8 protein-coding genes are annotated in these 12,786 nt (G+C 62.3%); 2 read left to right on the top strand and 6 right to left on the bottom strand.

The window, feature by feature from the left end; all coding sequences use genetic code 11:
- Nucleotides 1-63 precede the first annotated feature (63 nt).
- Nucleotides 64-1,395 carry a helix-turn-helix domain-containing protein gene (locus NF4_RS13220; RefSeq protein WP_157120282.1) on the top strand — a complete coding sequence of 444 codons (1,332 nt, stop codon included), beginning with the start codon at nucleotides 64-66 and terminating at the stop codon, nucleotides 1,393-1,395.
- On the top strand, nucleotides 1,392-1,727 hold the full coding sequence (locus NF4_RS13215) for a 4a-hydroxytetrahydrobiopterin dehydratase (RefSeq protein ID WP_063127646.1): 336 nt from the start codon (nucleotides 1,392-1,394) through the stop codon (nucleotides 1,725-1,727). The genes NF4_RS13220 and NF4_RS13215 overlap by 4 nt, the downstream gene beginning before the upstream one ends.
- A 276-nt stretch (nucleotides 1,728-2,003) precedes the next feature.
- On the opposite strand, the gene NF4_RS39245 is transcribed toward NF4_RS13215, so the two are convergent.
- The 6 genes from NF4_RS39245 to NF4_RS13195 form a co-directional block, all read right to left on the bottom strand.
- Nucleotides 2,004-2,972: an NUDIX hydrolase gene (locus tag NF4_RS39245; protein WP_084533098.1), complete on the bottom strand. Its 969-nt coding sequence runs from the start codon at nucleotides 2,970-2,972 to the stop codon at nucleotides 2,004-2,006.
- 55 nt (nucleotides 2,973-3,027) lie between these two features.
- The gene (locus tag NF4_RS37755) at nucleotides 3,028-3,930 is read right to left on the bottom strand and encodes a hypothetical protein (protein WP_157120280.1); all 903 of its coding nucleotides are present in this window, start codon (nucleotides 3,928-3,930) and stop codon (nucleotides 3,028-3,030) included.
- Between the two features lie 110 nt (nucleotides 3,931-4,040).
- Complete coding sequence (locus NF4_RS38595; protein WP_063127645.1) at nucleotides 4,041-8,654, bottom strand: Eco57I restriction-modification methylase domain-containing protein; 4,614 nt, start codon at nucleotides 8,652-8,654, stop codon at nucleotides 4,041-4,043.
- A gap of 2 nt (nucleotides 8,655-8,656) precedes the next feature.
- Nucleotides 8,657-11,542 (bottom strand): helicase-related protein, encoded by a 2,886-nt coding sequence (locus NF4_RS13205; protein ID WP_063127644.1) that lies wholly within the window; start codon nucleotides 11,540-11,542, stop codon nucleotides 8,657-8,659.
- A gap of 110 nt (nucleotides 11,543-11,652) precedes the next feature.
- Entirely contained in the window at nucleotides 11,653-12,204 is a 552-nt protein-coding gene (locus tag NF4_RS13200; protein ID WP_198165326.1) for a nuclease-related domain-containing protein, read from the bottom strand.
- Nucleotides 12,205-12,396: 192 nt separating this feature from the next.
- Nucleotides 12,397-12,768: a DUF732 domain-containing protein gene (locus NF4_RS13195; protein ID WP_063127642.1), complete on the bottom strand. Its 372-nt coding sequence runs from the start codon at nucleotides 12,766-12,768 to the stop codon at nucleotides 12,397-12,399.
- Between the last annotated feature and the right edge of the window lie 18 nt (nucleotides 12,769-12,786).

The following is a 12,786-nucleotide window of genomic DNA, read 5'->3' as shown; positions in this document are numbered from 1 at the left end:
ACACTGAACCCGTACGGAGGCCGTACCCTGGCGGTATTGCAGCGGAGGGGAGAACGCCGAAAGATGACAATTATCAAGTGGACTGGGCTCGAGGTCGCCGCGCTGCGTACGGCCTTGCGGGATACGCAGGTTCAGTTCGCCGACCGGATCGGTTGTTCGATCGAGTCGGTCGGCAAATGGGAGCGTAAGGGCGCGGACATCACCTTGGGTGCGAAGTACTCCGAGTGCATGGATACCGCCCGCAGGAGACTCGACGACGAGCAGCAGGCGCGCTTCGAGGCCGCTCGGCGCGAGCAGGACCGCGCTCCGGAGAACGCTGGCGTGGAAGTATCCTCGCTGGGAAGTACCACACTTTTGCGGGATCCGCAGAAAGTCGATGAAGTGAGGCGACGTGACTTTGGGGCCACCATTCTGGGACTGCCGGCGCTCGCTGTGGAAGTCCCGAAGCCGGGCATGATGTCGCCGCCGAGCGACGTGTCGGACCTGCTGAGTAGTGCTCGGGTGGCCCCCGAACTCGTGGACTATTTCCGCACCCAACTCTCCGGTCACTACATCGCGGACATGTACCTCGGGCCGCTCTGTCTCATCCCCACTGTGCAGGCTCAGACGGAACTGATTGCCCGGCTCGCCGGTACCGCTGACGAGCCGGTGCGGCGGGGGCTGCTCGAAATCGGTACCGCGTATGCCGCGCTGCTCGGCTGGCTGTACCAGGATGCAGGAAATCGCGCGGCCTCTGCGAAATGGAGGGGCACCACGCTGTCTCTCGCGCACCGCTGCGGCAATCCCCAGCTCACCTCCTATGCGCTTTCGAATATGGCTATGCTCGCGCTGGACGACAACGACGGCCGTACTGTCGTCGACTACGCGCGTGCAGCTCTAGCGGTCGGGACGAAGCTTTCGCCGAAGGTCCGCGTGATGGCGCTTCAGTACGAGGCGCAGGGCCACGCCATGCTCGGGGATCGGACCAGAGCGGACTGCCTGCTCGATGAGGCTGCTCCTCTCATCGACCGAATTGACGACGCACATCCGTGGGGAAATTCCTGTCGCCGTACTCTGCACTATCTGGAAGTGCAGCGGGCAACCTGTTACGGACGCACCGGCTGTGCACAGGACGCGAGCGATGCCGCTGCCCTGTGGGACGAAATCATGGAATCCATGCCGGAGTCGGCGCGCCGCGACAATGCGGTGTTCCGGGCACGGCAGTCGGCTGTGCTCTCCAGGGTTCCGGACCCTGACCGCGCCGTTTGGGCAGCTGCGGAAGCGGCGGAGGCCGTGAGAATTACCGGATCGGCCAGGCTCCGCAGCGAGCTCAAAGGGGTTGCTCGCCATGCCGAAGCATGGATCCATACCTCAGCAGGGCGTGAGCTGCGCGCTCTCGTAGGGGCCGCAGCATGACCGCATTGCCCGTCCCGATGGACGACAGCCAGATCGCCGCCCGTCTCGAAACCCTGCCCGGCTGGGAACGTGACGGCGACGAAATCACCCGAACCTTCGCGCACACTTACCACGAATGTGTGCATCTAGCGGTTTATGTCGCGGCAAAGGCACGCGAGGTGAGCCACCATCCCGACATGCTGATCAAATGGCAGCGGATCGAGTTTCGGATCACGACTCACGATGTCGGGCGAAAGTTGACCGAGCTGGACTTCAACCTCGCGGGGGACATCGACCGGATCGCGGAGGCGTCCGGAGCGACCCCAGCCGATGGGCAGCCGGCGCATCCTTGATCGTCGGTCCTGCGACATTGGTCATTTGGTGCTTCGGCGATTCCAGCACCTTCGGCCGACCCGCCGAACGGAGTGGTCGCCGGTCTTCTGGGCCGCGAAGATTGTGGATGTTGATGACACTGGTCGTGCAGCCGGAGAAATTCATCGGATACTCCGTTCTGCGTGATAATTGATTGGGTCAGTTGCATCGGGTTTCGTTCAATTTTTGGTGCTTACCCAGACGTGGTTAGGTGTTTAGTGTCCCGTCAAGGCGCAGGATTCGTGTCAAGAAGATCTCTAGTTATGCCGAAGTTTCAACAGTGCCCGTCGAGTAGCCGGGAACAATTCAATTCGGTCCAACTCATTTAGGGAGAACCACTGAGCATCCGCTATTTCATCTCTTGGAATAGTAAGACTCTCTATATTCTCCACCTTCAGGCGCCAGAAGTGGATATTGCCAGTGCCGACATCACGATTGGTCACTTCTAGGTGCTCCAGGGACTTTGCTGATGCTCGTACTGAAACCTCTTCAGTCAGCTCGCGCAGGGCGGTGTCGGCAGGATCAATGTCTTCGGGATCATTCCGACCGCCCACGGGCATCCAGAGCCGAGGATTTCGAATAGTTTTAAGCATAAGGACAGATTCATCCGCTCGCTGAATGAAGATGAACGAGGCCCAGGTATCAGAATTACCGGTTTCTAGTCTATATCTCGAATCCGCGGTGCGTATGATCGAGTCGGCATCAGTTATTTCGATGCGTCGATTCTGAATAATTTCACGTCCAGTTGGCGCCACTACGTAGGACGGTGCTCCTGAATTCAATTGGGTCGCGACAACTGAGACGGCTAGTTCTCTTGAATGGCGCACAGTTGAGTGGAATTGTGTGGCGGGAATTCGGTAAACTGGATCGCTCCTATGTCGTTCGAGGTGAGAGGTAGCTTTTACGTCTATCCTTTCTCCAGTCGCGCTCAACGTGCTCTCGCCGACGCCGTAACTACTCTTAACCTCGAATATCTGTAAGCTGGAAGAAGCTTCGAATGAGACGTCGAAAGTTACCTCACTGAGCGAACCGACGACTACAGAAGAGTGGAGGTCCCATCCGTGGCTATGTATAAGCGATTCCCTGATATCGCATGGCAGGTGAAGTTCTCGCTTGAGCCAAATATGGACTCGAATTTGCCAACCTTGAAAGAGGTCAACTGCAGTCCGGAATACTGCGAAACCGTAGGGGTGAATGTAGCTGTCGCCTTGATGTGCGACGATCATTGCCTTGCAGTCGGGCCACGTCTGAGCGGAAAGCCAGTCCGAGAGGTTTGGTTCATTAGTTGTAATGGTGTTTACTCCTTGCAGTTTGAACGATCTCGTCGATATCTGCGTCGGAAAGAGTGCTGAAACCTAGTGCGTTGTACATGTTGGTTACGGCGATGCGATTTGCAAGGGTAAGTTCTCTATTTAGATTTTCCAGTGTGAAGCCGTTGATTTGCGGTCTGATCGTTCTGGATAATGCAAACGTGGCATCGAAATCGTCCATGAAATGCTCGAAAAACTCGGTACCTTTGCGGAAAACAAGGGCGGCATCGCCTTTGTTCTGACCGCAAATGTATATACGATCTTCGGTGCAGTCGATGCTTAGAACCCAGAAAGCTGAACTGAGGCGTATGTCGACGTCGAGTCGCGGGTATCGGTTTGCGTATATGGCGAGGAGTAGGATTGAACTGCAGATTTCGTGCCTTACGCGGTCCGATGACCACAGCGCCGCGTCAGGATGGGATGAGCGGAATGCTGCGTATTGGTTCATCAGTGAGTCAATTTGAGGATCTAGCATTTGTATTTTGACCTGGATTGAACCGTTCTTATTGAGCAGAACCGGGAGCAGGCATCGAGTGAAATAGCTTGCTGTGCGAGCCTTTATTCTCCATTCGCGGGATGAGCGTGCTGCTCGGTCGAGTTCCTCGCGAATCTCGCGAGCTGGAAGGTGCTCAACTTTTATTTTGTCATCCTGCAATACGAAAAGGACGTATCCGACGCCGACTGCTGCCGCGGCGATTGTGGCGGAGATCAGGCCGTCCAGGAGTTGCGCAGTTGTCGATTCGATCGTGGATAAGTTTGACTTATTCGGAAAGAGGAGGAATCGCACAAGGATGAGCGCGACGGCTGCTGCGAAAAGGCTTGCAAAGTATAGGCGACGTGTATTGGGTCTTTCCCGTGGGTCAATGGAAGCCACTGGTTCGTTATCCTTGCCTTGCTGTAACCACGTATTCGATTCTAGTGAAGGTCACTGGGTAGTTGGGGTCGATGCCGAGGTAGGGTGATCTGGCGGTCTCTGGACTCGTGTTAGCGGTGGGCTGCTGTTGACCTACGTTGGCGGTGCCCTGTATATAGTTTCGAAAAGTGTGCGTGAGCTAATTGCATGTCGTGTTCGCGGTCGACGCCTCTGATTGGTTCCTCGTAGGTTATGCCGTCGACGGTTAGGTCGGAGGTGGGGAGGCCGGCCTTTTTGCGGTATTCGGAGGCGAGTTTTGTGGGGAGTTGGCGGCCGTTGGCGTCGTAGAGGGCTTCGCGTTCGTACTTCTGGAGGACGGGGAACTGGGTTCGGTAGATCGTCAGGAGTTCGTCGGCGGTGATGCCGAGCATGACGGCGACGATTGCGTCGATTTCGATCAGGGCCTGGCGGCGGTCGGCGGCACGGCGGAGGGGGGTTTCGGACGTCCAAATGGGTCCGGAGGTGGCGAGGGTGGTGTCAGTTGGCGCCGAGGCCTTGGGGGTCCACGAATCCCCTTGCCAGGACTCTTGATACAGCTCGCTCCACAGGTCGGCGAATGCGGATACCTGGCAGTTAAGACGAAGGGTGCGCAGTATCAGTTGGTCTGTTAGAAGGTGGCCGACTGGGCACGGGAGTTGGAGCCAGATAGAGGCCTTGATGTGGGAGTTGCCGATAACCTTGATCACAAAGTCGGCTACTAGGGAATGGCTGACACCGGCCAGGACCGCGAGTTTTCGATTGTCGCCGGTGAAGCTGAGGCTTTGGACTGCGTTCACATGGGTTGGGCCGGGTGGTAGCAGGGCAGACTGGAGCGTGCGAACGTGCCCGCTATTGCACATCTCGCGCCAAGCCAGCCGAAAAAAGCATGTGCTCGATTCTGTTTCCCAGCGGGGGTATGCTGCGATGTAATCCTCGAAGCGCCGTGCACGCTGGTAGTTGGTCCTTGGGATGAAGGTTTCCGAAATGCCGTCTAGGTCAATCCGGGAATAATCGTTTTGGCTCCGCATCGACGGGTTGCCCTGTTGATAGATCGGAGTGGCGGTCGTGAAGTGTGGACCCTGAAGGATTACATCGTTCCAACTTTCGGGGACGGTAGAGCCTGATTCGAAGTAGCCGAGTTTGCGGTCGGCCGATTCGTGCCATCCTGCGGTCCAATGGAAGCCGGTGTCTGTCAGTCGAGGTGAGGCGATGATCTTCTCTAGCACTTCAACACTGGCGCGGTTGACCGGGTACAACATTCGTGCCTCAGTAGCACGAGTTCCTGGTTCGTCGATCAGGGCCGCCCAGTCGGTAAGTTCAGTCTCGGTGACCTCGATGATGCGTTCAGCATGCGGCCGCATATCCCATCGCCCCTCAGGATCTTTCACACCAGGGGTGGGGCCGTCTCCGTCGTGGCGTAGTGATCGAACTGGGACGTCGGGGTGGTACAGGGCTGAAGCCTGCAGAAACTTCACCTCGGAGTCGACACCGTATACGTGCACACCGTATTGCTTGTTATGGTCCACCTCGGAGAACAAATTCAGTTCGTTGCGAAACTGCCAATGACGCTTCAAACGCCGATAGCTTGCCCGTCGAAGCTTAGTCGCCCGCGTCTCGGTGAAATGACTCTCCGGATGGATAAGTGAGACGATCCCGTTCGCTCCTATGGAACGCCAGGTGCGTTCCATGAAGCATCGGTACATGTCTGGCTGCAGACCTCCGAGGACTGGCCGATCGATTCCAGATCCGAAATGCTCGCTCTGTCCCGTCTGGCTCGCACGCTCGTTAAGAAATGCCGTACGCACGGAGAGGACAGCTAACGTCGCGGTTCGTTTCTCCCGCTTGGCGGCTTCCGATGGCTTATCCGCCAACTGCCACCATGGATCGAAGTCTGCCAGCACAGCAGCCTCATCCCAGTCCGGTCGCACCCACGGCGGGTTACCCACCTGTAGATCGAATCCGCCACGTGCGAACACCGCAGCGAAGTCCAGTTCCCAATGGTGAAATCCTTGTGCTTGGGCAATTTCCGCCGCCACGCCCAACCACGGAAACTCCTGGACTGCCGCGTTGATCGGCTTCGCTTGCGCGAACGTACGATCGGTGTCCTCCGCGGAATCCAGTTCGTACCAGCTTAGGTCCCCGGCGATACTGGTCTGCCCGTACTTCTCAAACTTCCCGGCTTTCGGCGCGACGCCGAGCACTGCTTCGAGCCCGCCGACCCACTGACCCCAGTCCGGTGCTGCCACATCAATCGTCACCGGCCAGGACCAGAGCGCGCACCAAGCGTCCATCGCTCGGCGCAGTCGGCGGTAGGCCCCGTTCTCGTCGTACAGGATTGCTTCGATCTGTTCCCGTCTGACTCCGGGGCCGGGTTCGACAGGTACTCCGCCCCACAGGTGCAGATCGCGGCGGATGGATTCTTCGGCGATGGTGAGTCGCCGCAGTGTCAGCTCCCAGAGTATTTCCACACGCTGCGCCAGGGCTGTCAGTCGACGAGTGATGTCCTTCGACGGTGATTTGCGAATGTCATTGCGCCACAGTCGGAGTTCTTCTCGCTTATCCGGTGCGTAAGTTTTGGCTTCGGCGGTGTCCACGATCGCTCCCCAGCCGTCGGCGGGGAGTAGGAAGTGGTGGATGCCCGCGCCGATCTCCTGTCCCAGCGGGATATCTTTGGGGACCGTTTTCAGCCATGCTTTCTTCGCGAGATGAGTCGGCTGGTAGACCGCCCGCCGGGCGCCGATGAGGGAGTTGCCGCGCCGCAGGTGCAGGCCGAACCAGGGGGCTTGGAGGCCGGCGACCATGGTGTCGAGCCAGAGGGAGATTTCGGCGAGTTCGACGGCGGTGGCGTTCAGGTCCACCCCGTACACCTGGTGCAGGGCGATATGCGCCTTCACCTTCTGCAATTCCACCGGGTATCGGTCGGGTTCGATTCGTTTGTCGAGGTCGTGCTGCTTGCGGGTCAGGTATTCGGCGGCGAGCTGCCGGACGGCTTCGATGGCGAACGCGCCTGATCCGAGGGCGGGCTCGCAGATCGTGAGCTGGAGGATTTCTTCGGGAGTGGTGCGAGTGCCGTTCTGGTCGAGCAGTTCTTCGAGTGCCTGCGAGACGACGAACTTGGTCAGTACTTCGGGGGTGTAGTACGACGCCGACTGCTGGCGTTCGCGGCCGGCGAGGCGGAAGACGAAGGTGCCCTTGCGGTGGACGACCGGTTTCAGCTCGTGGGTGTTGGGGTCTTCGGCGCGGACGAAATCGGATTCCGCGAGGTGGTCGGCGCGGTCCACCGGCACCACCCAGGAACCCTTTTCGGGGTCGCCGTTCTTGGCGACCTCGTACAGATCTTCTTCGGCGAAGAACCCGGTGTAGGACATCAGGCCCTCGTAGACCGCGCCGAGCTGGTTGATGCCGAGTTCCGCGTAGCTGATGAACCCCCGGTCGGCGCCCTTGCGGGACTTGCTCTCCTTGGTGAGCAGGAGGTGTTCGAGCACCTGCTGGGTCGCCTCGTTGCCGAGCCCGACCTCGTCGATGAGTGCTGTGGCTATCGGCGAGAACAGGTCAGCGCGGAGGGGGTTGAACTGGAGGCCGGGCGCGGGATCGTCGGTGATGTTCTCGCGGACCGTTGGCGTGTGCCCCTGGTCGACCAGGTCGAAGAGTTTCTTCAGCGACTCGTACAGATGCGTCCCGGTGCGGGCGCGGTGGGAGACCAGTTCGGTGAGGGTGAGTTCGCGGAGCCGGTCGAGACCGTAACCCTCCTCGTATTCTGCGGCGCCGGTGGGCAGGACCTGCATTTCCGGGGACGCTTCCGCATACAGCAGGAACAGGATCCGATACAGGAACCGCAGCGAGTGTTTGGCGAGTTCGTTCGCGTCGACACCGTCCATCGTCAGCCCGCGTTCGCGGCGCCGCCGGACCACCTCGTTGGCGATGATTTCGATGGAGAGCCGAATACCTTCGCGCAGGTCCTTGGACACTCCGACCGTGTGCTTGACCGAATCTTCCAGCACCCCGGCCCACCAGATATTGCCGTCGGCGTCCGGTTTCAGGGATTGCGCGCCGAAGATCGCGGCCGTCCGGTCGACCTCTCCGCCGCGGGCTTCGTGTTTGCGTTCGGCGACCACGAGGAGGTCGACGGCGAGGTAGCGGCCTTCGGCCCAGCGTTCGGCTTCGGCGAGGAGGTGCCATTGGCCGGCTTGGACGACGATGAAGGCGGGTGGGGTGTCGGAGCGGAAGGCGGCGGAGACGGCTTTCGAGAGGGATTCGATGGGTTTGCCGTCTTCGGTGGCGGGGGTGATGAGGTGGCCGGTGTCGGGGTCGAGGAGGTCTTCGAGGGTGGCGGCCGGGTTTGCTTGGAGGAACAGGATGTCGGGGGTGCCGGCGAGTTGGGCGGCGGGGATGAGGAGGTCGGAGCCGGCGCGTTCGGCGGTGAAGTCGGTGAGTTCGCCGGGGTAGCCGAAGACCGTGCGGAGGTGGGCGTGGGCTTTGGGGGCGGCGTCGGGGTTTTCGGTGAGGGCGGCGAGGGCGGTGTGCAGGTCGCGGGCGGCGGTGAGGAAGCGGCTGCGGACGGTGTCGCGGCTCTCCTTGGCTTCGGCGTCCCAGCCTTTGCGGAGCTCCATCACATTGCCGTGGAACGACTCCTTCACCGAATCGGTGGTGAAGTAGTGTTCGCTGATCCAGTCCTCGCCGACGACGATGGAATCGAAGGAAGCCACGGTTACTGCTCCTGTTCGGGGACGATCACCAGCAGGGGACGCACCAGTTGCTGGGTGGGGGCGAGGGATTCGGCGAGGCGCTGCTCTTCGGCGATCCGGCGGGACAGTTTGTCGACTTTGCTTTTCTGGCTGCCGAACAGGTCGAGTTGTTCGGCGGCGGAATACCAGCGGTCGGCGCGGCGGCGCCAGGCGGCGAGGCGTTCGGTGGCGGTGGCTTCCTGCTGGTCGAGAACGAGTTTCATCGACTCGCCGGCCTTGTCTACGGCGATCGGGATCAGCTCGCGTAACCGCTGGGGGTCGGGAAGGGCGCCGGGGTTGGCGGTGCCGGGGCGCAGACCGGTGTCGGTGAGCAGGAAGTCGAGATCGGAGTGGGTGGTGACCAGGGCGAAGGACGGGCTGTCCGGGTTCGGGAAGACGACGGTGGAGAAGACGCGGGAGACGAGCTGGCCGCGGCGGTTCATGAGGGTGCCCATCAGCAGGACGGTGGGGGTGTCGAGGGTGCCGCGGATGGCGAAGATCTGATTGCGGCCCAGGGCGCCGAGGGCGCGGTCGCTGGCCCAATCGAGGACGGGGTGCAGGGGGCCGAGGAAGTGGGCTTCGGGCCAGGTGGTGTTGTCGATGCCCTTGCCCTGTTTGGCCGCGCGGAGCTGGGCGTCGCCGACCTGGGTGGAGGTGGCGAGTTTGAGGCGTTCGAGGACGCGGCCGTGCTGAAGGTAGTTCTGCGGGAGCTGGATGAGGCGCTGGCGCAGGTCTTTCGGGGGGACGAGTTCGGCGATGCCGTGGTCGCGGTGGACGGTCCAGCCGACGCCGCCGGCTGCCGGGTCGGCGTGGGGGACGTCGTTGAAGGCGGCGCGCAGGGCTTCGTCGAGGAAGGAGATGTCGTCGGGATACAGGCTCTGGCGGGGCTGTTCGGGTAGTTCGGGTGCTTCGTCGGCTTCGAGGTCCATCTGGGCGAAGAAAGCGTCGATATCGTCGCCGTCGAGTACTTCGTCGATGCTGCGGACCTGGTCGTCGAGGGTGGTTTTGCGGGCCAGGACGTCGCGGATCGCGGACTCTTCTTCGCCGACACTGTGTTTGCCCATCAGGGAGGCGACGTCGCCGAGGGTGGTGTGGGCCTGGTTCTCCTTCTCCAGCAGGCGGGACAGGACGCGGAGGTCGCCGGAGAATTCGGGATCCGACGGTTCCAGGATCAGCGACGAGATCACGGGTGGGCGGCGCTGGCCGTAGCGGTCGATACGGCCGTTGCGCTGCTCGATGCGGATCAGGGACCAGGGGATGTCGTAGTGGATGAGGTGATGGCACTGGGCGTGCAGGTTCACGCCCTCGGAGGCGACATCGCCGGTGACGAGGACGCGGATGGGGGAGGTCTCGAGTTTGAAGCTGTCGACGATCTGCTGCTGTTCGATATCGGAGAGGCCGCCGTGCAGCATGGCGATGTTCTCCGGTTTCAGACCCAGTGCGTCAGGGAGGGTTTCGGTGAGCCACTTGAGGGTGGCGATGCGTTCGGCGAAGACGACCGCGCGCATATCGGACTTCGGGCCGACGCCGATCTCTCGCAGGCGTTGCACGAGTGCGGCCTGTTTACCGGCCGATTCGGTGAAGGCCTTGTCGTTGAGGTCGGCGAGGGTGTCGAGGGCGGTGAGTTCGGTGCGCTGCTCGGGGGTGTGCGGTCCGCCTTTTTCCGTCAGCTTCCGGCGGCGCTGCTCGATCGATTCGCGCAGCGCGGCGGGGGAGGAAAGGAACGCTTTCGCCAGGGTCCAGGGGAACAGGGATTTGGCTTCGCCGGAGTACGGGGAGGCGCCGGTGCTCGGATGCAGCCAGACCTGGGCGAGTTCGCGGGCGACCGCGTCCTCGGCGGGCGAGGGCTGGACAAGGCTGTGCACGGGTTCGGCGCGTTCGGCCCAATCGCTGCCGACCTCCGCGGCGACCTCGTCGTGATGGCGGTGGCGGCGGATCAGCAGGGCGGAGACGTCGTCCTTGCTGAACGAGCCGTCGGCGGCGACCGCGGTGGGGTCGAGGAGGCGTAGGAGTTCGGCGAAGGATTCCTCGCGGCCGTTGTGCGGGGTCGCCGACGCGAGGATCAGTGCTTCGGTGTTCGGGGCGAGCACCCGGGCGAGTTCGTTGTTCTGGGTGCCGATATTGGTGAGGTTGTGGGATTCGTCGATCACCACCGCGTCCCAGTGCTGGCGCTCCAGATGCGCTTTGTAGCGGGGGCTTTTGAGGGTGTCGATCGAGATGATCGCGCGCTTGTAGTAGGTGAAGGGGTTGCGGGTGGCGGGGAGCTTCTGGCGCACCTTCTGGATGCCGGCGGAATCGAGTCGCACGAACGGCAGGGCGAAACGGCACCACAGCTCGTGCTGCATCTGCTCGAGGACATGGCGGGGCGTGACGATGAGGATGCGTTCGCCGCGACCACGCTGCACGAGCTCGGACAGGATCATGCCGATTTCGAGAGTCTTGCCCAGACCTACCGCGTCGGCGAGCAGGATCCGCGGGCGGATGAGGCGAGGGTCGAGGGCCTTGGCGACCGCGGCGCGCTGGTAGCCGAGGGAATCGGCGAGCATGCGGGTGGAGACGGTGAGGGTCTGGTCGCCGTAGGGGAACGGGGTCTTGCGCAGCAGCGCCTCGAGCCACAGGCGGGCGTCGCGGTAGCCGGAAGAGCCGTCGGGGACGACCTCGGCTTCGGCGGGGTCCAGGACCTGGATCTCGTCGAGGGAGTTGTAGAAGGTCGCGGTGGTGTCGGCCACGAGCTCCGACAGACCGCGCACCCGCAGCAGCCAGCCGTCGGACCCTTGTTCGCGGGCGGTGACCAGCCATTCTTCGTCGCGGACCACGACTATGGAGCCGGGCGCGACGTTGAGGTCGTCACTCGGTTGCGCGAGGGTCATCGAGAGTGCTCCTGCTGTGTCTACGATCGAACGAATCAACTTAGTACCGCTCGCGGACCGCTGTTCGTTTCCGATTTCTCTGCGCAGTCTGCCGAGGGTCCCCTAGGAGTTCATTGTGGGGGAGGTAGCTCCTCGGTCGCGGTGATTCCGGTCGACTCCAACGCTCGCTCGAGCTGGTCGATTCGCCGGGGTGTCATCCGTTGGCGCGCATCGTGGGTGGGACGGGTCAGCCGGACCACGAGTTCGTCGACGGACACGGTGAATCTGCGGTCGCGCGCCGGTAGCTCGACATGCAGGCGGTCGTCGGTCAGACACAACAGACGACGGATGAAGAAGTCTTCTCCCACCGCCGCGAAGAGGCGAGCGAGTGCCGCGCTCTTGTCGGCGGCCAGCCGGAGCGGGAAGCCGTGCGCTATCTCCGTGCCGGATTCGTTGGTCTGGATCCAGCCCGATGCGGTGGCGGTGAGGTGACCGCGCCACGCTTTGAGTTCGACCGTGTGCAGCCCGCTCGGAGCCGCGATCAGCAGGTCGATTTCGTACAAGTCGCCGCGCGCGGTCGCGAAGCTGAAGTTGGACCAGGCCCGCCACCATCCGGTCTCCGGCAGTGCCGTGCGGATTCGAGCCAGAGCCGCTCGTTCGTGCGTGAACGATGATTCGTTCACGGCCGTCCACCGGCTCCGGCAGCCGGGAGCCTGCACGGTGGACCGCGGGGGCATGGCGGCCGGGCCGGGACGTGCGCGGCGGCGCGAACCGGAGGCCGATATCGCGGTGGTGCACGGTCCGGCGCCACTGCGGGTTGCGCGGGTACCGCCCGAGACGGCCGCTGGGCTCTGGTGAGTCATCACGGGTCCTGTTCAGTGCTGGTGCTGCGGGCAGTAGGCGTCGACCGCCGCGGCCACGAAGGTATACGGATACTCGACTGTGCCGCGGTGGTCCTCGGCGAGCGCGATCCGATTGTGCGCGGAACCGCCGTGGGCATCGAGCCACTGGCAATCGCTGTGTGCGAGCCGGATTGCGGCGTCCTGCACGGAACAGGACTCCTCGTCGAAATGAGATCTGCTCAGGAAGATCATGTCGGCGTCCGTTCTCGGGCCGCACCCGGCAGCGGACGAACCGCCGGCGGACCCGCTGGCGGGTGCGGCCGCGGCGGTGGGTGACGCGGCGCCGAGTGCGGCCGCGGCGCCGAGCACGAGGAGAGCGCCGAGGGTGCGTGTGGTGGTGAGCATGGTTTCCTCCCGAGATCT

It is taken from the genome of Nocardia fusca NBRC 14340, assembly GCF_001618425.1.
In the GTDB taxonomy this organism is placed as follows: domain Bacteria; phylum Actinomycetota; class Actinomycetes; order Mycobacteriales; family Mycobacteriaceae; genus Nocardia; species Nocardia fusca.
The sequence above is the reverse complement of the archived record's forward strand: the minus strand, read 5'-3'. Positions and strand labels throughout refer to the sequence as shown.